23 protein-coding genes are annotated in these 17,324 nt (G+C 68.3%); 11 read left to right on the forward strand and 12 right to left on the reverse strand.

Translation table 11 applies throughout. From position 1 onward, the window contains the following. Positions 1–5 precede the first annotated feature (5 nt). Positions 6–680, reverse strand: coding sequence for a DedA family protein (locus AC3ANJ_RS08575; RefSeq protein WP_488319095.1), 675 nt, complete (start codon positions 678–680; stop codon positions 6–8). Positions 681–716: 36 nt separating this feature from the next. Then, a complete protein-coding gene (locus AC3ANJ_RS08580; protein WP_488319096.1) occupies positions 717–1,358 on the reverse strand; it encodes a TetR family transcriptional regulator in 642 nt (213 codons plus the stop codon). A 64-nt stretch (positions 1,359–1,422) separates the two neighbouring features. Between AC3ANJ_RS08580 and AC3ANJ_RS08585 the strand changes: the two genes are divergently transcribed. The 5 genes from AC3ANJ_RS08585 (at position 1,423) to AC3ANJ_RS08605 (ending at position 5,643) form a co-directional block, all read left to right on the forward strand. Further along, complete coding sequence (locus AC3ANJ_RS08585; protein WP_488319097.1) at positions 1,423–1,995, forward strand: biotin transporter BioY; 573 nt, start codon at positions 1,423–1,425, stop codon at positions 1,993–1,995. Continuing rightward, positions 1,985–2,677 carry an energy-coupling factor ABC transporter ATP-binding protein gene (locus AC3ANJ_RS08590; protein ID WP_488319098.1) on the forward strand — a complete coding sequence of 231 codons (693 nt, stop codon included), beginning with the start codon at positions 1,985–1,987 and terminating at the stop codon, positions 2,675–2,677. Before AC3ANJ_RS08585 ends, AC3ANJ_RS08590 begins: the two co-directional genes overlap by 11 nt. Continuing rightward, positions 2,674–3,267: an energy-coupling factor transporter transmembrane component T gene (locus tag AC3ANJ_RS08595; RefSeq protein WP_488319099.1), complete on the forward strand. Its 594-nt coding sequence runs from the start codon at positions 2,674–2,676 to the stop codon at positions 3,265–3,267. The genes AC3ANJ_RS08590 and AC3ANJ_RS08595 overlap by 4 nt, the downstream gene beginning before the upstream one ends. Positions 3,268–3,358: 91 nt before the next feature. Then, on the forward strand, positions 3,359–4,957 hold the full coding sequence (locus tag AC3ANJ_RS08600; protein ID WP_406245382.1) for an ABC-F family ATP-binding cassette domain-containing protein: 1,599 nt from the start codon (positions 3,359–3,361) through the stop codon (positions 4,955–4,957). Between the two features lie 59 nt (positions 4,958–5,016). Next, positions 5,017–5,643 (forward strand): HAD family hydrolase, encoded by a 627-nt coding sequence (locus AC3ANJ_RS08605; protein ID WP_488319100.1) that lies wholly within the window; start codon positions 5,017–5,019, stop codon positions 5,641–5,643. Positions 5,644–5,660: 17 nt separating this feature from the next. Here the strand turns inward: AC3ANJ_RS08605 and AC3ANJ_RS08610 are convergent, their stop codons facing one another. The 4 genes from AC3ANJ_RS08610 to AC3ANJ_RS08625 form a co-directional block, all read right to left on the reverse strand. Next, the gene (locus AC3ANJ_RS08610) at positions 5,661–6,473 is read right to left on the reverse strand and encodes an SURF1 family cytochrome oxidase biogenesis protein (RefSeq protein WP_488319101.1); all 813 of its coding nucleotides are present in this window, start codon (positions 6,471–6,473) and stop codon (positions 5,661–5,663) included. Beyond that, complete coding sequence (locus AC3ANJ_RS08615) at positions 6,470–6,664, reverse strand: hypothetical protein (protein WP_488319102.1); 195 nt, start codon at positions 6,662–6,664, stop codon at positions 6,470–6,472. Before AC3ANJ_RS08615 ends, AC3ANJ_RS08610 begins: the two co-directional genes overlap by 4 nt. Further along, entirely contained in the window at positions 6,661–7,011 is a 351-nt protein-coding gene (locus AC3ANJ_RS08620; RefSeq protein ID WP_488319103.1) for a DUF3099 domain-containing protein, read from the reverse strand. Before AC3ANJ_RS08620 ends, AC3ANJ_RS08615 begins: the two co-directional genes overlap by 4 nt. 77 nt (positions 7,012–7,088) lie before the next feature. Then, positions 7,089–7,610: a DUF4190 domain-containing protein gene (locus AC3ANJ_RS08625; protein ID WP_488319104.1), complete on the reverse strand. Its 522-nt coding sequence runs from the start codon at positions 7,608–7,610 to the stop codon at positions 7,089–7,091. A 105-nt stretch (positions 7,611–7,715) separates the two neighbouring features. Between AC3ANJ_RS08625 and fabG the strand changes: the two genes are divergently transcribed. Next, complete coding sequence (fabG, locus tag AC3ANJ_RS08630) at positions 7,716–8,426, forward strand: 3-oxoacyl-ACP reductase FabG (protein ID WP_488319105.1); 711 nt, start codon at positions 7,716–7,718, stop codon at positions 8,424–8,426. A 9-nt stretch (positions 8,427–8,435) separates the two neighbouring features. Here the strand turns inward: fabG and AC3ANJ_RS08635 are convergent, their stop codons facing one another. The 3 genes from AC3ANJ_RS08635 to AC3ANJ_RS08645 are packed head-to-tail and all read right to left on the reverse strand — an operon-like array spanning position 8,436 to position 11,125. After that, positions 8,436–9,134, reverse strand: a complete 699-nt coding sequence (locus tag AC3ANJ_RS08635) for an alpha/beta fold hydrolase (RefSeq protein ID WP_488319106.1) — start codon at positions 9,132–9,134, stop codon at positions 8,436–8,438. A 60-nt stretch (positions 9,135–9,194) separates the two neighbouring features. Continuing rightward, the gene (gene serB, locus AC3ANJ_RS08640; protein WP_488319107.1) at positions 9,195–9,830 is read right to left on the reverse strand and encodes a phosphoserine phosphatase SerB; all 636 of its coding nucleotides are present in this window, start codon (positions 9,828–9,830) and stop codon (positions 9,195–9,197) included. A gap of 50 nt (positions 9,831–9,880) precedes the next feature. Then, positions 9,881–11,125 carry a glucose-1-phosphate adenylyltransferase gene (locus AC3ANJ_RS08645; protein ID WP_488319108.1) on the reverse strand — a complete coding sequence of 415 codons (1,245 nt, stop codon included), beginning with the start codon at positions 11,123–11,125 and terminating at the stop codon, positions 9,881–9,883. A 46-nt stretch (positions 11,126–11,171) separates the two neighbouring features. Here AC3ANJ_RS08645 and glgA point away from each other — a divergent pair, with 46 nt between their 5' ends. The 3 genes from glgA (at position 11,172) to AC3ANJ_RS08660 (ending at position 13,496) form a co-directional block, all read left to right on the forward strand. Beyond that, positions 11,172–12,356, forward strand: coding sequence for a glycogen synthase (glgA, locus tag AC3ANJ_RS08650; RefSeq protein WP_488319109.1), 1,185 nt, complete (start codon positions 11,172–11,174; stop codon positions 12,354–12,356). Positions 12,357–12,373: 17 nt separating this feature from the next. Further along, on the forward strand, positions 12,374–13,156 hold the full coding sequence (locus tag AC3ANJ_RS08655; RefSeq protein WP_488319110.1) for an ABC transporter ATP-binding protein: 783 nt from the start codon (positions 12,374–12,376) through the stop codon (positions 13,154–13,156). A gap of 85 nt (positions 13,157–13,241) precedes the next feature. Further along, a complete protein-coding gene (locus tag AC3ANJ_RS08660; RefSeq protein ID WP_179438025.1) occupies positions 13,242–13,496 on the forward strand; it encodes a type B 50S ribosomal protein L31 in 255 nt (84 codons plus the stop codon). Between the two features lie 60 nt (positions 13,497–13,556). On the opposite strand, the gene AC3ANJ_RS08665 is transcribed toward AC3ANJ_RS08660, so the two are convergent. Together AC3ANJ_RS08665 and AC3ANJ_RS08670 are read right to left on the reverse strand one after the other, a co-directional pair. Next, positions 13,557–13,853 carry a hypothetical protein gene (locus tag AC3ANJ_RS08665; RefSeq protein WP_488319111.1) on the reverse strand — a complete coding sequence of 99 codons (297 nt, stop codon included), beginning with the start codon at positions 13,851–13,853 and terminating at the stop codon, positions 13,557–13,559. Between the two features lie 41 nt (positions 13,854–13,894). Continuing rightward, positions 13,895–14,647: an exonuclease domain-containing protein gene (locus tag AC3ANJ_RS08670; RefSeq protein WP_488319112.1), complete on the reverse strand. Its 753-nt coding sequence runs from the start codon at positions 14,645–14,647 to the stop codon at positions 13,895–13,897. Between the two features lie 45 nt (positions 14,648–14,692). Between AC3ANJ_RS08670 and AC3ANJ_RS08675 the strand changes: the two genes are divergently transcribed. Continuing rightward, a complete protein-coding gene (locus AC3ANJ_RS08675; RefSeq protein ID WP_488319113.1) occupies positions 14,693–15,592 on the forward strand; it encodes an alpha/beta fold hydrolase in 900 nt (299 codons plus the stop codon). Here the strand turns inward: AC3ANJ_RS08675 and AC3ANJ_RS08680 are convergent. Further along, a complete protein-coding gene (locus AC3ANJ_RS08680; protein WP_406245365.1) occupies positions 15,564–16,037 on the reverse strand; it encodes an Lrp/AsnC family transcriptional regulator in 474 nt (157 codons plus the stop codon). The two genes, AC3ANJ_RS08675 and AC3ANJ_RS08680, sit on opposite strands and share 29 nt — an antisense overlap. A gap of 171 nt (positions 16,038–16,208) precedes the next feature. On the opposite strand from AC3ANJ_RS08680, the gene pdhA reads away from it, so the two are divergent. Next, positions 16,209–17,324 (forward strand): pyruvate dehydrogenase (acetyl-transferring) E1 component subunit alpha, encoded by a 1,116-nt coding sequence (gene pdhA, locus AC3ANJ_RS08685; RefSeq protein WP_488319114.1) that lies wholly within the window; start codon positions 16,209–16,211, stop codon positions 17,322–17,324.

Below are 17,324 nucleotides of genomic sequence, written 5' to 3' on the forward strand. Positions count from 1 at the left end.
GGGTGTCATCCTCCCACCTCCGTGAGGGCTTCCGCGTGAACCGCCGGATCGCGGTGCTCAGGGGAGACGGGCGTCGGAACGTCGGCGCGGCGGCGGCGCCGGTACGCCGAGATGCGGTCGATGGCGAAGCCGATGATCAGAGCGAACGCGACGCCGAACACGGCGCTCAGCAGCGGCTGGTCCTCGAGCCAGTGCCCGGCCAGCAGGCCGATGCCGGCGCTGTAGGCGGCCCAGCTGAGCCCGCCGAGCGCACTGAGCGGGAGGAAGCGGCGCCACGGGTAGCGCAGCGCACCGGCCGACATGTTCACGGCGACACGGCCGACCGGAATGTAGCGGGCGCCGAGGATCAGGCCGGCGCCGTTGGTCGCCAGCGTGCGCTGCGCGCGGTCGAAGGCCGCGGCCACGCGGGGCCTCCGCATCCAGCCGAAGCGCTGCGTGCCCAGTCCCCGCCCGATCGCATACGCGATGTTGTCGCCGATCATGGCGCCGATCGCCGCGACACCCGCCAGCAGGAAGATGTTCGTGCCCCCCGTGGATGCCGCGGCGGCTGCGGCGGCGACGAGCACGGTCTCGCTCGGAACAGGCGGGAAGAAGCCGTCGATGATCGCGACCGCGAACATGACCAGCAGCAGCCAGGGCGATGCCGCGGCGGCGAGAATGAGATCGTTGACGACGTCCATGCCACCGACGGTATGGAACAGGCGTCGGTCGGCGCATCACTCCCTGGTATCGACCGTGTCATACCTCAGAGTGGTCTTCGCCTCGGAACGTGCCGCGTCGACACCGTGCAGGAAGAGCATCACGCCGGCGTCGAACGCCGCCGTGACATCGCCGGTGGCGTCATCGCCGCCGCCGAGCTGCGCGGCGCCGAGGCTCTCGGCGTGCAGCCGCTGCTGGACCAGGAGCGCGTGTCCGATGATGAACTGCAGCAGTGTCGTCGCGGCGACACTGCTCTTGGCCGCCGCACGCCGCTCGAGGACGGCGCGCAAGTGCGCCTCGGTGCGTTCGACGCCGAAACCGAGCGCGTACGAACTCAGCACGACCTCGGCGCCGTCGCGATAGGCGAGCAGCGCATCGCGGATGCCGCGGGCGGCGTTCAGGATGTCGGCGTCGGTCGCGGTTGCGGCGGACGCCGCCGTCGGAATGCGCGCGAGGATGCGTTCGGCGATGGCTCCGAGCAGCTGCTGCTTGCTGTCGAAATGCCAGTACAGGGCGCTGGGCTGAATGCCCAGCTCACCAGCGAGGCGACGCATGCTGAGGTCGGGGAGGCCGACGTCGTCGAGCAGACGGAGGGCTGTGGCGGTCACGCTCTCGCGATCGTGACGCCCCGAGTGGTCGGTATTGCGTGCGGCCATCATGATCTCACTATACTGAACGCCGTTCAGGTGAACACTGTTCAGGAAACTTCGTCCGAGGAGAGACATGTCCGAGAACCGAAGCGACGTCGGTCGCGATCTGGCCCGCATCGCGATCTTCGCGGCGCTCATCATCGTGCTCGGCATGGTCACGGTGCCGCTGCCCACCGGCGTTCCGATCACAGCTCAGACGCTCGGGGTGATGCTCGCGGGGACCGTACTGGGACCGCGACGCGGGCCGCTGGCCGTGCTGCTCGTGCTCGTGCTGGCCGCGATCGGGCTCCCGGTGCTCGCCGGAGGCCATGGCGGCATCGCCGCTTTCGTCGGCCCGAGCGCCGGATATCTCATCGGCTGGATCGCGGGCGCGTTCGTCACCGGCCTCATCGCACACGGAGGTCGCATCACCTGGTGGCGCACCGGCACCGCCACCGTGGTCGGCGGCATCGGGGTCGTGTACCTGTTCGGCATCCCCGTGCAGGCGGCGGTGATGGGGCTCGGGCTGGGGCCGACCGCGCTGTCCAGTCTCGTGTTCCTCCCTGGGGATCTGATCAAGGCGGTCGCGGCGACGGTCCTGACGCTCGCGCTGCGACGCGCGTACCCGCCGGCGTTCGGCGTGCGGGCGCGAGCGCATGCGGTCTGACACGCGACTCGCCGGCATCGATCTGCGTTCCGTGTCGGTCGAGCTCGACGGTCGGCCGGTCCTGGCCGAGGTCGAGCTGTCGCTGACGGCCGCCCGGATCGCGGTGATCGGTGCGAACGGGTCGGGCAAGTCGACGTTCGCGCGCCTGCTGAACGGGCTCATCGAGCCGACGACAGGCAGCGTGAGCGTTCTGGGTCTCGACTCCGTGCGCGATCGAACAGCCCTGCGCCGGCGTGTGGGGTTCGTGTTCACGAACCCCGACGCGCAGATCCTCATGCCGACACCGGCGGAGGATCTCGCTCTGTCGCTGCGGGGCCGCGATCGGCGTGAGGTCGACCGGCTGGTGGCCGAGACCCTGGCGGGACACGGTCTCGCTGACCACGCCGATGTCCCGGCATCCGCTCTGTCCGGAGGGCAGAAGCAGATGCTGGCGCTGGCGTCCGTGCTCATCACGGAACCGGAGCTGATCGTCGCCGATGAGCCGACGACGCTGCTGGATCTGCGCAACGCGCGCCGCATCGGCGACCTGCTCCTGGAGCAGGGGGCTCAGGTGGTGCTCGTGACCCACGACCTCGAGCTCGCGGGGCGATGCGAGACCGCCGTGCTGTTCGAGGACGGCCGTGTGGCGGACGTCGGCGAACCGGCCGAGCTCATCCGCACCTACCGTCGGATGGCCGCGTGAAGACGCTCTACCGTCCCGGTTCGAGCCCGCTGCACCGCGCGCCGGCGGGCCTGAAACTCACCGGCCTTGCCGTGCTCGCGCTCGTGCTCGCGCTCGCTCCTCGCACCATGATCGGCATCGTCGTCGCACTCAGCGTCGTCGTCGTGCTGTACGCGGTGGCCAGGATGCCGGTGCGCGTGCTCGCCGCGCAGGTCTGGCAGCTGCGGTGGATGGTCCTCGTTCTCGGCGGACTGCTGTGGGTGTTCACGTCGCCCCAGGAGGCACTGATCAACACCGGTCGTGTCGTCGCCCTCGTCCTGCTGGCAGGACTGCTGACTCTGACCACCACAATGGGAGATCTGCTCGACGTGCTGGAGCGGATGCTGCGTCCGCTGCGGCGTCTCGGCGTCGACGCGGACGCAGTCGCGATGACTGTCTCCTTGACCATCACGATGATTCCGGTCGTGGCCGGATTCGCCGCGCGTGTGCGCGAAGCGCAGCAGGCCAGGGGCGTGCGCCTCGGCATCCGCTCCGCCGTTCCGCTGTTCGTGCTGGCTCTGCGTCATGCCGACGACGTCGGGGATGCTCTGGCGGCTCGCGGGCTGGTGTGATCGGATTCGGGGGAGTGCACAGCGAGCCCGATCTATACTGGGAGGCTGGCCCCTTGGCCGCATCCACCCCCTGACGAAACGGACGTCCGCTGTGCTTGCCGTGCACGAACTCGAGATCCGCGTTGGCGCGCGCCTGCTGATGGAGAACGTCTCGTTCCGCGTTTCCGACGGCGACAAGATCGGTCTGGTCGGCCGCAACGGCGCAGGCAAGACCACCCTGACGAAGGTCCTCGCCGGCGACGTGCTGCCGTCCGGCGGCAGCGTGACCCGGTCCGGCGAGCTCGGCTACCTGCCGCAGGACCCTCGCACCGGCGACCCAGAGATGCTCGCGCGCACCCGCATCCTGGACGCTCGAGGTCTCGGATCGCTCGCGCTCGGCATGGCCGAGGCCACGGTCGCCATGGGCTCGGACGACCAGGCAGTGGCGGACAAGGCGATGAAGCGCTACGCCAGGCTGACCGAGCAGTTCGAGGGCCAGGGCGGGTACGCGGCGGAGGCCGAGGCAGCGTCGATCGCGAACAACCTGTCGCTGCCCGATCGCATCCTCGATCAGCCGCTGAAGACGCTCTCGGGCGGTCAGCGCCGGCGCATCGAACTGGCGCGCATCCTGTTCTCGGATGCGGACACCATGATCCTCGACGAGCCGACCAACCACCTCGACGCGGACAGCGTCGTGTGGCTGCGCGAGTTCCTCAAGAACTACAAGGGCGGGCTGATCGTGATCAGCCACGATGTGGAGCTCGTCGGCGAGACGGTCAACCGGGTGTTCTATCTGGACGCCAACCGCCAGATCATCGACGCCTACAACATGAACTGGAAGAACTACCTCCGTCAGCGTGCCGCCGACGAGGAGCGTCGCAAGAAGGAGCGCGCCAACGCCGAGAAGAAGGCGACGACCCTGCAGCAGCAGGCGGCGCGCTTCGGAGCGAAGGCATCGAAGGCCGCCGCGGCGCACCAGATGGTCGCTCGTGCCGAGAAGCTGCTGGCCGGGCTGGAGGATGTGCGCCAGGTGGACCGCGTCGCCAAGCTGCGGTTCCCGAAGCCGGCCCCGTGCGGCAAGACACCGCTGATGGCCTCAGGGCTGTCCAAGTCCTACGGGTCGCTGGAGATCTTCACCGACGTCGACCTCGCGATCGACCGCGGATCGAAGGTCGTCGTCCTCGGACTCAACGGCGCGGGAAAGACCACGCTGCTGCGCATGCTCGCCGGAGTGGACGAGCCGGACACCGGGCAGCTCGAGCCGGGCCACGGACTCAAGGTGGGCTACTACGCGCAGGAGCACGAGAACCTCGACGTCTCGCGCTCGGTGCTCGAGAACATGGTCTCGGCCGCCCCGCACATCACTGAGACCGAGGCGCGCCGGGTGCTCGGATCGTTCCTGTTCACGGGTGATGACGTACTCAAGCCCGCCGGTGTCCTCTCCGGTGGTGAGAAGACCCGTCTGTCACTCGCGACGCTCGTCGTCTCCTCGGCGAACCTGCTTCTGCTCGATGAGCCGACGAACAACCTCGACCCCGCGTCGCGCGAGGAGATCCTCGACGCGCTCGCGCACTACGAGGGCGCAGTCGTGCTCGTCTCGCACGACCCCGGTGCAGTGCAGTCGCTGAACCCCGAGCGGGTGCTGATTCTGCCGGACGGCGTCGAGGACATCTGGAACCAGGAGTACCAGGAGCTCATCGAGCTCGCCTGAGCGGTTTCGGGGTCCGATCCGGCGCGTGCCGTGTCGGATGCCGGAGCTAGTGTCGAGAGATGGGTGATCACACGATCGACGCGGTCTGCTGGGACTGGAACGGCACACTGCTCGACGATGTCGACATCTGCCACCGCACCATGAACGAGGTGCTGGTGCGGCGAGGGCGGGAGCCGGTCCTCACGCGGGGGGAGTACCGCGCACGGTTCCGCTTCCCGATCCGCGATTTCTATGCGTCGGTCGGGATCGATGCCGACGAGTTCCCTGACGCTGCGGACGAGTACCTCGGCCTCCTGCCCGGGCGGATCGCGTCGGCGACGCTGCACGAGGATGCACGGGCTACGCTGCAGGGCATCGCGGACAGGGGAGTGCGCCAGGTGCTGGCCTCGGCGACGCTGACGGCCGTGCTTGCCGAACAGATGCGTCCGCATGGCCTCGCGTCGCACTTCGAGGATGTGCTGGGCATCGGCGACGTCTACGCAGCGTCGAAAGATGCCGTGATCGCCGGATGGGTGCGCGCTGCAGGCATCCCGCCAGAGCGGATTCTCCTCATCGGCGATACCAATCACGATCAGGAGATCGCCGCGGAGCTGGGCACGCGCTTCGTCCACTTCGCCGGCGGACACCAGCACGTGTCAGGCACCGAGCAGATCGCGTCGCTGTCCGAGCTCCTCGAGATGGTCTGACCGTCGCCGGGATGCGCTCAGCGCGCCGCGTCGAGCAGCTCATCCTCGGCATCCGCGTCCTTGTCACGACGGCGAACCTTCTTCGGCGTCGCGGGTCGCCCCTCGACCTCTTCGCGATGCTTCGTGATCTCGGTTCGGATGATGTAGCCGATGAAGACGAACCCCATGATCGCGAACAGGATCCACTGGATCGCATACGACAGGTTCATCCCGGGATCCGCGGTCGGCCTGTCGAAACCGCCGAGGGGTTCTGCCGCCGGTGATTCGCTCACCAGTTGACCGTACGCCGTCGTGATCGTCCCGTCTTCGGTGAGCCGGTCAGCGAGAGTCGGGACATGGATCGTGGGCACCTGCCCCTCCGGAGCGCCCCGCCCGGAGGACGGCAGGGCTTCGGTGGGGCGCAGTCGGACGACGATCTCGACCTCGCCCGAGGGCGGTGCCGGCACGGCGTCCGGGGACTCGCCCTCTCCGGGCGGCACCCATCCACGGTCGACGATGAGGATGCGCCCGCCGGCGTCGCGGAACGGAACGAGCACTTCGAACGCACTCGTGCCGCCGTGCGGTCGATTGCGGACCAGAACCTGCTCATCGGTCAGGTATTCGCCCTCGAGTGCGACGGGGCGCCACTCGTTCTGCGGATCGAGCGTGTCGTCCGACCCGATCAGATCGTCGAGCGGCACAGGATCGGCGTCGTAGTTGCGCTCGATGAGTTCCAGTTCCGCGCTGCGGCTCTCGCTGCGATCGAACTGCCACTGCGAGAGAAAGGCGCACGCGACGGCGAAGCCGATCGCGACGACCACATAGAGACTCCAGCGCGTGAACCGGCTCACTGCGGCACCTCCGGGCGGACGGTCACGGGGAAGTCGCGAGCGCGCAGATAGTCGCTCAGGAACCCGACGTGCTCATCGCACGCGAGCCAGATCTTCTCGCGATCGGCCGCGTGGATCCGTGGATTGCGCCAGACGACCTGATGCGTCGCGGGGCTGCGGCATCCGGCGCGCGAGCATTCCAGATCCGTCACGACTCGGTGTTCCGCCCGTGCTCGCTGACACGGATGACCGTCGGCTGTGCCGGCCCGACGTCCGGTGCGGAGGGCGAGGCATCCAGGGCCTGTCGCGGCGACTCGGCGCGCGTCACGGTGCTGTCGCTGCCGGCATTCGCGCCGACGACGGCGATGTAGGGCAGCACGGCGGCGGCGATCGCGAAGACCCAGGTGTACCACCCGTACGGTGTCACGAAGAGGGTCAGTGCGAAGCACACCATCCTGATGCTCATCGAGATGAGGTATCGGCGCGTGCGCGAGTCAGCCTCGACCTTCGGCGCCTGCGGAAGCGAGGTGACGGATGCGGCGTCACGGGAGCGTTTCACGATGCATCAAGCCTACGCCGCGTCAGCAGGCATCGGTGCCGTGATGCGCTCTCCGGCCGCCGTGCGCGCGAGGCAGGTCACATGAAGAAGAACGGCAGGAAGCTGAGCGACCCGAAGACCAGCAGCGAGAAGACGAACACCACGATCATGATGAGCAGGACAGCGAGGCCGGCGTAACCCAGCACGAGCCCCGTGATGCCGAGGCCCTTTCCGCCGAGAGCCGGGTTGCTCTTGATCTGGCTGAGGCTCATGTGGCCGGTGATCACCGCGACGACCGAAGCGATCAGGGGCAACAGGAACGCGGCGAGTACAAGGCCGGCGATGCCGCAGACGAGCGACGTGATCGCCAACCCGCTGTTCGGGCGCGGCGCATAGACCGGGGCGCCATAGCCGGGGGCCGCGTAGCCGGGGGCTGCGTATCCGGGCGCCGTGTGCTGGGGCGCGACATAGCCGTTGGCGGGGTACCCGGATGCCGGCACCATCGCGGACCCGGCGGCAGGCTGACCGTACTGCGCAGGCACGGCGGTGCCGGGATACGGCAGACCCGGCGGCTGCGTCTCCGGTGCGGGAGGCGGAGTGGGGATGCTGTTGTCGCTCACGGTGTGCCTTTCGTCAGGGACAGGCTCGCAGTCGCATCTGCCCGGTGTCAAACGCCCCGATAGGATGGCCAACGCCCGAGATCGAACGAGCTGGAGTGCTGACACATGAGCGAAGGACGCGTCGTCCTGGTCACCGGAGGAAACCGCGGCATCGGACGCGCCATCGCCGAGCGCTTCGTGCGCGACGGCTATCGCGTGGCGGTGACCGCCCGCAGCGGGGAAGGACCGGAGGGCACGCTCACGGTCCGGGCGGACGTCACGGATGCCGCGGCCGTCGATGCGGCCTTCACCGCGGTGGAGAACACGCTCGGACCTGTCGAGATCGTCGTGGCGAATGCCGGCATCACGAAGGACACGCTGCTTCTGCGCATGACGGAGGATGACTTCGACAGCGTCGTCTCGACGAACCTCGGCGGCTCGTTCCGCGTCGTCAAGCGCGCTTCGAAGGGCATGCTGCGCGCGCGCTTCGGCCGTGTCATCCTCATCTCCAGCGTCGTGGGTCTGTACGGATCCGCCGGACAGATCAACTACGCGGCGTCCAAGAGCGCGCTCGTCGGCTTCGCGCGATCGCTGACCCGCGAACTCGGCGGACGAGGCATCACAGCGAACGTCGTCGCCCCCGGGTTCATCGAGACCGACATGACGGCCGAGCTGCCGGAGGAGACGCAGAAGCAGTACAAGGCGAACATCCCGGCCGGCCGCTTCGCGACCGCCGACGAGGTCGCCGGCGTCGTGACCTGGATCGCGGGCGACGATGCCGCCTACATCTCGGGCGCCGTCATCCCGGTCGACGGCGGCCTGGGCATGGGGCACTGACCCCGGACATCAGGAGGATTCGGCCACCGCATCCAGGATCAGCTGCGCCAGCCGATCCGGCACGCTGAACTGCGGCCAATGGCCGGACCCGATGCGGACCACCGTGGCGTCCTCGATGGCGCGGTACTCGTCTGCGAAGGGCGGCCAGTTCTCGAGCTCGGCCTCGAACGCGGACCGATCCATCGAACCCATCAGCATCGTGATGGGTACGCGGTGACGGTCGCCGCTGAGGGAGATCGGATCGGTGGGCACGCGGCCGGGCACACTCTGGGTCATCGGCGCCGTTCGCTCTCGGATCTCAGGAGTGAGATCGGACACGTCGTCGTCGGGGAAGAAGTCCCAGCCGGGGAACGGTACGACACCGTCGACGACGTCGAACTCCGAGATCCCGAAGCCCGGCGCAGGCGGCGCGCTGTCGACGAGGACGACGCGGGCGACGCGATCGGCTCGGGCGTCGGCCGCGCCCCACACGACGTTCCCGCCGCCGGAGTGACCCACCAGCACGACGCGACCAGTGAGCTCGTCGATCCGTTCGACCACCGCGTCGATCCATGCCGCCATGCCGATGTCGCCCGACGCCGTGGCCGGTGCGCCGAGGCCGGGCATGCTCAAGGGATGCACACGGTGGCCGGCGGCAGTGAGCGCAGGTGTCACCTCGTCCCACGACGACGCGTCCAACCAGAGGCCAGGTACCAGGATGATGTCCATGTCCCGACGGTAATCGAGGCCACCGACATGGCGCTAGATCGTGGCCTCGAGCCTCGGCGACTAGGGAAGCAGCGGAATGACCTCACGCAGGTCGACCGGCGCGATCACCAGACTCGCCTGCTCGCGCACCGCCGGCTTCGCGTTGAATGCGAGACCGAGTCCAGCGACGGCCATCATCCGCAGGTCGTTCGCGCCGTCGCCGATGGCGATCGTGGCGCGGTCGGGGACATCCAGTTCTGCGGCCCACTGCTGAAGCGACGCGGCCTTCGCCGCGGCATCCACGATCTCGCCGTCGACGAGCCCGGTGAGTGCGTCGTCGTCGACTTCGAGACGGTTCGCCCGCCATCGGTCGACGCCCAGGTCAGGCGCGATGTGGTCGAGGATCTCGTGGAACCCGCCCGAGACGACGCCGACGACTCCGCCGCGTTCGTGCACGGCCGCGGTCAGCTCCCGCACACCAGGGGTCGGTTCGATACGGGCGCGCACGCGTGCGAACGCCGATGTCGGCACTCCCGTGAGAGCCTGCACGCGCGAGCGCAGGCTCGCAGCGAAGTCCACCTCGCCGCGCATCGCGGCCTCGGTGGCGGCCTGGACTTCGGCGCGCCGCCCGGCTTCGTCGGCGAGGAGTTCGATCACCTCGTTGCGGATGAGGGTGGAATCGGCATCGAGGACGACGAGGAAGCGCGCGGAACTCACGCGTGAAAGCCTAGGGCACACGCGCGAGCCGGCTGTTCGCTCCGACCCGCTCAGCGCTCGATCCGGATGCCCTTTCCGACCACCGTGATCCCGGACTCCGTGACCGTGAATCCGCGGGCGATGTCGCGCTCCCTGTCGACGCCGACCGTCGCGCCGTCGTCGAGGATCACGTGCTTGTCCAGCACGGCGCGATGGATGCGCGCTCCCTGGCCGACGTGGACCTGATCGAACAGCACCGAGTCCGTGATGGTCGACCCGCCGCCGGCCAGTGTGCCGGGGCCGACCACGCTGCGCTCCAGATGCGTACCGGAGAGCACCGAACCCAGCGACACGATCGAGTCGATGGTGTTTCCGATACGACCCACGGCATCGCGGACGAACTTCGCCGGGGGAGCGTTCACGCTCTGCGTGCGGATCGGCCACGCCGTGTTGTAGAGGTTGAACACGGGCAGTGTGGAGATCAGGTCCATGTGCGCGTCGAAGAACGAATCGATCGTGCCGACGTCGCGCCAGTACGCCCGGTCGCGCGGCGAGGACCCGGGAACGTCGTTCTGCTTCATGTCGTAGTAGCCGGCTTCGCCGCGTTGAACGAAGTACGGGACGATGTCGCCGCCCATGTCGTGCCCGGAGGTCGGAAGCTCGCCGTCCGCCTCGACGGCTGCGATGAGGGCATCCGTGTCGAAGATGTAGTTGCCCATCGAGGCGAGCACCTCGTGCGGCGAATCGGCGAGACCCTCGATGTCCGTCGGCTTCTCGAGGAAGGCGCGGATACGACCGGATCCGTCCGGATCCGCATCGATCACTCCGAACTGATTGGCCAGTGCGAGCGGCTGGCGGATGCCGGCGACGGTCGCCTTCGCGCCGGACGCGACGTGCGCCTTGACCATCTGCCGGAAATCCATCCGATAGACGTGATCGGCACCGATCACGACCACGATGTCCGGCTTCTCGTCGTTGATGAGGTTGAGACTCTGCAGGATGGCGTCGGCCGAACCCGAGAACCATCGCTTCCCGAGGCGCTGCTGCGCAGGCACCGACGTGACGTACGAATCCAGCAGCGCGGACATCCGCCACGTCTGCGAGATGTGACGGTCGAGACTGTGGGACTTGTACTGCGTCAGTACGACGACCTGTCTCAGCCCCGAATTGATCAGGTTCGAGATCGCGAAGTCGATCAGGCGGTACTGTCCGCCGAACGGCACCGCCGGTTTCGCTCGATCCGCCGTGAGGGGCATGAGTCGCTTGCCCTCGCCGCCGGCGAGGATGATGCCGAAAACCTTCTTGGGGACCGCCATGGCTCCACCATAGATCCCGAAAGCGTCGCTGTACTAGCGTTCAGACATGCGCGTCGACATGATCACGAAGGAATACCCGCCGGAGATCTACGGTGGGGCCGGTGTGCACGTCACCGAGCTCGTCTCGGCGCTGCGTCGCAGCATCGACGTGCAGGTCCGCGCTTTCGGCGCCGACCGCTCCGAGACCGCGGTGACGTCCTATCGCGCTCCGGCGGAACTCGCCGCAGCGAACCCCGCGATCCAGACGCTCGGGACCGACCTCAGCATGGTCGGCGACATCGCCGGGGCGGACCTGGTCCATTCGCACACCTGGTACGCCAACTTCGCCGGGCACATCGCCTCGCAGCTGCACGGCATCCCACACGTCCTCACCGCGCACAGCCTGGAGCCGTTGCGCCCGTGGAAGGCCGAGCAGCTCGGTGGCGGCTACGCGGTCTCCAGCGGCATCGAACGCCTCGCCTACGAGAACGCGGCCGCGATCGTGGCGGTGAGCGCCGGTATGCGCGCAGACATCCTGCGCAGTTACCCGCAGGTCGACCCGGCCAGGGTGCGCGTGATCCACAACGGCATCGACGTGGATGCCTGGCATCCCGTCGAGGATGCCGGATTCCTGACGAGCATCGGCATGGACCCTGCTCGGCCGTCCGTCGTCTTCGTCGGCCGGATCACGCGTCAGAAGGGACTGCCGTATCTGCTGCGCGCTGTCGCCGAGCTTCCGCGGGACGTGCAGGTCGTGCTGTGCGCCGGGGCACCGGACACTCCCGAGATCATGGCCGAGGTGCAGGAAGGCGTTCGTCGACTCCAGCAGACCCGCGACGGGGTGATCTGGATCGAGCGGATGCTGCCTCGCGCCGAACTCTCAGCGATCCTCACCGCAGCGACGACGTTCGTGTGTCCGTCCGTGTACGAGCCGCTCGGGATCGTGAACCTCGAGGCCATGGCGTGCGGCGCCGCTGTCGTCGGTACCGCGACCGGTGGCATCCCGGAGGTCGTCGACGACCGCGTCACCGGACGGCTGGTGCCGATCGAGCAGCTCCAGGACGGCACCGGCACGCCGGTCGATCCTGACCGCTACATCGCGGATCTCGCCGCGGTGCTCGCCGAGGTCACCGGAAACCCGCGGCGAGCGAAGGAGTACGGCGCTGCCGGTCGCGAGCGCGCCCGCACGCAGTTCAGCTGGGACGCCATTGCCGACACCACGCGTGCGCTCTACCGAGAGCTCGCCGGCTGAGACGTTAGGCTGAAGGCATGCCGAGTGCCCTGGATCTCACCGATGTCGTCGTGCGCCGTGATGGTCGGAACATCGTCGATCATGTGACCTGGCAGGTCGCGGACGACGAGCGCTGGGCCGTGCTCGGCCCCAACGGGGCGGGCAAGACCACGCTGCTGCAACTGGCGGACACGCTCCTGCACCCCACGTCGGGGACGGTCACCGTGCTGGGAGAGACGCTCGGCAAGAGCGATCTGTTCGAGGTGCGCCCGCGCATCGGGTTCGCCTCGTCCGCGATGGCCAAGCGCATTCCTCGCGACGAGACAGTGATCAACGCTGTGCTCACCGCGGCGTATTCCGTCATGGGCCGCTGGAACGAGGAGTACGAGAACATCGACGAGCGGCGCGCGCTGCGCGTGCTCGGCGAGTGGAAGCTCGATCACCTCGCCGATCGCCTGTTCGGCTCGCTGAGCGACGGAGAGCAGAAGCGGGTGCAGATCGCCCGCGCGGTCATGACCGACCCGGAGCTGCTCCTGCTGGACGAGCCGACCGCGTCGCTCGACCTCGGTTCGCGAGAGGAGCTGCTCGCGCTGCTGAGCGGCTACGCCTCGTCGCCGACGACGCCGGCGATGGTGATGGTCACCCACCACGTGGAAGAGATTCCGGTGGGGTTCACGCATGTACTGCTCGTGCGGGACGGTGCCGTCGTCGCGCAAGGACCGATCGCCGAGGCACTCACATCCGAGACGCTGACGGCGACCTTCGGTCTGCCGATCGTGCTGAACGCGGATGGCGGCCGCTATGCGGCCCGCGCCGCATGATCTGCTAAACTCGATCCTTGGTGCATCAGCACCCACAGACTTCCCTCGTCCCTGGCACAATCCAGGGCGCCACGTAAGGAATCCCATGAAGACTGACATTCACCCCGACTACCAGGCTGTCGTGTTCCGCGACCTCGGCTCGGGCGAGACGTTCCTGACCCGTTCCACGGTGTCGAGCGACAAGACGATCGAGCTGGACGGCGTGGAGTACCCCGTCATCGACGTCGAGATCTCCTCCGCCTCGCACCCGTTCTACACGGGCAAGCAGCGCATCATGGACTCGGCCGGACGCGTCGAGAAGTTCAACCAGCGCTTCAAGGGCTTCGGCGGCAGCAAGTAAGCAGCTTCCCGCGAAGGTCCCGGCTCCACGTTGGAGCCGGGACCTTTGTCGTCGGTGGGCTCAGTCCTCATCGACCTCGATGACGATGCGACCGTCGGCGCCCATCACGCCGGGTCCCTTGTCGGGAGTGGGCGCAGGGATGGAAGCCCGCTGCTGCCTGTCGCGCTCCTGGCTCGCCTCGTGCGCGCTCGGCGACCAGACGGCATCGAAGACGCCGACGAGACCGCCGGCTGCCATGCCCTGGTACTTCTCCTCGACCGGCTTGCGCGAGAAGACATGGCGCATTCCCGTATACAGCAGCACAGGGATCATCCCGAACACCACCGCGACGGTCATCCAGCCCAGGAAGTCGGTCACGCGTTCAGCCTAGGCAGATCGCATCCGCCCGGCATCCCTCGTCAGGAGGATGCCGCGCCATCTCGCACCGGCCACGTGCCGTCGATCGTCGTTTCGGAGTCGATGCGCCCGATGCTGATGAAGTACTCCGTGAGGCTCTCCGCCTGCGTGCGCGCCCATCCGATCTGCTGCGTGTGCAGTTCGGATGCCGACGGGGGGAGGTCGAATCGGCGAGCGAGCGCCTGCGCGACGCGGCCTGCAGCGATCGCGTCGGCCGATGCCTCGTGCGCGCCGTCCAGCGTCACCGAATAGTGCTCGGCCACGACCTCGAGCGTCCGCTTCCCACGGCGGTACCGGTCGACGGCCTTGTCGATGACGAGCGGGTCGATCACGGGGGACGGGTCCTGCAGCGGCTCGATGCCGTGGCGCAGGCATTCGTGGAACAGCAGCGAGAAATCGTACGACGCGTTGTACGCGACGACCGGCACCCCCTGCGTGAGCAGTGCTCGCAGAGAACCGGCGATCTCGGCGACGACCTCCGCCGACGGACGTCCGTCGCGTCGGACGCGCTCGGTGGTGAATCCGTGGATCGCTGCGGCGCCGTCCGGGATCGGGATGCCGGGGTCGGCGATCCAGGAGCGTGCCGCGATCTGTCGACCCTTGGCATCGAGCACACCCACGTGCGCCGTGACGATGCGGTCGGTGCTGACGTCGACGCCGGTGGTCTCGAGATCGAAGACGCCGACGCGTGTGAGCCAGTCGGGAAGCATGGTCTCGTCGGTCATGCTGTTCACGGTAGAACCAGGCTCCGACATCGGCGTGGAGACTCTCCGTGCCGGGGCGCCCGTAGACTCGGAATCATGCCTTCGCCGTACGCCGACCGACTGAACGCCCTGCCCGTACGGCGCCTCGAGGCGACGGTGGGCGGCGGGACGACAGCGTACTGGGAGTACGGAGACCCGGGGGATGCGGACGCCCCGACCGTCATCGCCGTCCACGGCTTCCGCGGCGAGCATCACGGGCTCGAACCCGTGCTGGCGTATCTGCCCGATCTTCGCGTGATCGCGCCCGACCTGCCCGGTTTCGGCGAGACGGCGCCGCTGCCCGGTGGTGCGCACGATCTCGAGCGGTACGCCGATTGGCTGACCGAGTTCGCCCGCAGCGTCGCCCCCGGAGCGGTGATACTCGGCCACTCGTTCGGTTCCATCGTGGCGTCGGCCGCCGTCGCTCGCGGGCTGGAGACGCCGCAACTGATTCTGATCAATCCGATCGGCGCTCCGGCGCTGGAGGGCCCCAAGGGCCTGATGACGCGGCTCGCCGTGCTCTATTACGCCCTCGGTGCGAAGCTGCCCGAGCGGCTCGGCACCGCCCTGCTGCGCAATCGACTGATCGTGCGGGTCATGAGCATCACGATGGCGAAGACCCGCGATCCCGAGCTGCGCCGATTCATTCACGAGCAGCACGACACGTACTTCTCGCGTTTCGCCGACCGCGACGTGCTCAAGGACGCGTTCGTCGCCAGCGTGTCGCACGATGTCCGCGAATTCGCACCCGGAATCACGACACCGACGCTCCTGGTCGCCGCGCAACAGGACGACATCACGCCGATCGAAGCCGAGCGGCGCCTCGCGACGACCTTCCCGGACGCCGAGATCGTCGAGATCGCCGACGTCGGGCACCTGATCCACTACGAGACGCCGGCCGAAGCGGCCGGCGCGATCCGCCGCTTCCTCAGGCTTCCCGCCGTGCGAGGCCGATGAGGCCGGCAACCCGATAGGGGATCACCTCGCCCATCGCGAGCGAGGTCTCGGTGCGCTCGACGCCCTCGATCGACAGGATGCGCGCGTCCGTGTCGAACAGGTGTCGTGCGTCACGGCAGGCCACGCGCGCGAGCAGATCGATGGATCCGCTCAGCCCGTGCACCTGCAGTATCTCGGGGATGCGCGCGAGTTCGGTGGTGATCCGGGGGAGCTCCGTCTGACGCAGGCCGATGCTGATGAAGGCCTGCAACGGGAATCCGAGCACCTCCGGCGAGTAGGCGCGTTCGTAGGACAGCAGCACGCCGGTCTGCTCCAGCCGGGACATCCGAGCCTGGATCGTGTTGCGGGACAGCCCCAGTCGCTCGGCGAGCGCGACGATCGTGGCGCGCGGATCATCGGCGAGAACGGTCAGAAGCTCGAGATCGATACGGTCCAGGGTTGACATAGTGCTCAACCGTAGCAGCGTCGTCCGGGCCGAGAACGTGCAACATGCTCAATGCGCTCGAAGATGCTTGAGCGAGGTGATCACCGGACGTAGCCTCGAAGAAGCCGATGACGATGTCGGCGCCGTGCAGCAGCGCCCCCACGAGGGGTGACGCGACCGAGGAGGACGAAGATGTCACCGCAGACCACTCCGATCACCGATACCGATCAGGACCTCGATCTCGTCGAGCGCCTGATCGCTCCGGACGGCACCCGTCTGACGCACCCCGATCTGGACCGCTTCGTGGCAGATGTGGACGCCGCGGGGCTGCGGGCGCTGCACCGCGACATGGTCGTGCTGCGCCGCATCGACGCCGAGGGCTTCGCGCTGCAGCGTCAGGGCCAGCTCGGACTGTGGGCGCCGTGCCAGGGGCAGGAGGCCGCGCAGATCGGCACCGCGCGCGCACTCGCACCGCAGGACTTCGTGTTCCCCAGCTACCGCGAGACCGGCGTCATCCTGGCGCGTGGTGCGCAGCCCGCCGACTTCGTTCGCACCTGGCGAGGAGAGGAGGGAGCGGCCTACGACCCGGAGCGTCTGCGCTGCGCGCCCATGCAGATCATCATCGGCGCGCAGAGCCTGCACGCCGTGGGTTATGCCATGGGCATTCAGCGCGAGCAGACCGACGAGGTGGCCGTCGCGTACTTCGGCGACGGTGCGACCAGCCAGGGCGACGTCAACGAGGCCATGATCTTCGCGTCGTCCTACGGAGTTCCCGCCGTGTTCGTGTGCCAGAACAACCACTGGGCGATCTCCGAGCCGGTATCCGTGCAGTCGCGCTATCCGATCGCCGGGCGTGCGCCCGCCTTCGGCATCCCGAGCCTCCGCGTCGACGGCAACGACGTCCTCGCGTGCCTGGCGGCCATGCGCTGGGCGCTCGAGCACGCGCGCAGCGGCAAGGGCCCCGCGTTCATCGAAGCGGTCACCTACCGGATGGGCCCGCACACGACGGCGGATGACCCGACGCGGTATCGCGACCCGGCAGAGCTCGAGGCATGGCGCACGCGCGACCCGATCGCCCGGCTGGAGGCGCACCTGACCGCGCGTGGAGAACTCGACGACGCGCAGATCGCGGCCGCTCAGGCCGAGGCGGACACCGCGGCGCGCGAGATGCGTGCCGCGTGCATCGGAATGGTGACCCGCGAGCCGCTCGCGGTCTTCGACGGCGTGTACGCCGAGCCGCACACCGGGCTCGCCCGCGAGCGCGATGCGTATGCGGCCTACCTGAACTCGTTCGATCAGGAGGCGTGA

The sequence above is a fragment of the Microbacterium sp. STRO-1N genome, from assembly GCF_057748015.1.

Bases quoted from the DNA above. Each gene is read 5' to 3' on its own strand.
- AC3ANJ_RS08585 (WP_488319097.1), top strand. From the start codon at position 1,423: ATGTCCGAGAACCGAAGCGACGTCGGTCGCGATCTGGCCCGCATCGCG.
- AC3ANJ_RS08670 (WP_488319112.1), bottom strand. From the start codon at position 14,647: ATGTCGGAGCCTGGTTCTACCGTGAACAGCATGACCGACGAGACCATG.
- fabG (WP_488319105.1), top strand. From the start codon at position 7,716: ATGAGCGAAGGACGCGTCGTCCTGGTCACCGGAGGAAACCGCGGCATC.
- AC3ANJ_RS08580 (WP_488319096.1), bottom strand. From the start codon at position 1,358: ATGATGGCCGCACGCAATACCGACCACTCGGGGCGTCACGATCGCGAG.
- AC3ANJ_RS08680 (WP_406245365.1), bottom strand. From the start codon at position 16,037: ATGTCAACCCTGGACCGTATCGATCTCGAGCTTCTGACCGTTCTCGCC.
- AC3ANJ_RS08605 (WP_488319100.1), top strand. From the start codon at position 5,017: ATGGGTGATCACACGATCGACGCGGTCTGCTGGGACTGGAACGGCACA.
- AC3ANJ_RS08660 (WP_179438025.1), top strand. From the start codon at position 13,242: ATGAAGACTGACATTCACCCCGACTACCAGGCTGTCGTGTTCCGCGAC.
- pdhA (WP_488319114.1), top strand. From the start codon at position 16,209: ATGTCACCGCAGACCACTCCGATCACCGATACCGATCAGGACCTCGAT.
- AC3ANJ_RS08635 (WP_488319106.1), bottom strand. From the start codon at position 9,134: ATGGACATCATCCTGGTACCTGGCCTCTGGTTGGACGCGTCGTCGTGG.
- AC3ANJ_RS08645 (WP_488319108.1), bottom strand. From the start codon at position 11,125: ATGGCGGTCCCCAAGAAGGTTTTCGGCATCATCCTCGCCGGCGGCGAG.
- AC3ANJ_RS08655 (WP_488319110.1), top strand. From the start codon at position 12,374: ATGCCGAGTGCCCTGGATCTCACCGATGTCGTCGTGCGCCGTGATGGT.
- glgA (WP_488319109.1), top strand. From the start codon at position 11,172: ATGCGCGTCGACATGATCACGAAGGAATACCCGCCGGAGATCTACGGT.
- AC3ANJ_RS08675 (WP_488319113.1), top strand. From the start codon at position 14,693: ATGCCTTCGCCGTACGCCGACCGACTGAACGCCCTGCCCGTACGGCGC.
- AC3ANJ_RS08575 (WP_488319095.1), bottom strand. From the start codon at position 680: ATGGACGTCGTCAACGATCTCATTCTCGCCGCCGCGGCATCGCCCTGG.
- AC3ANJ_RS08590 (WP_488319098.1), top strand. From the start codon at position 1,985: ATGCGGTCTGACACGCGACTCGCCGGCATCGATCTGCGTTCCGTGTCG.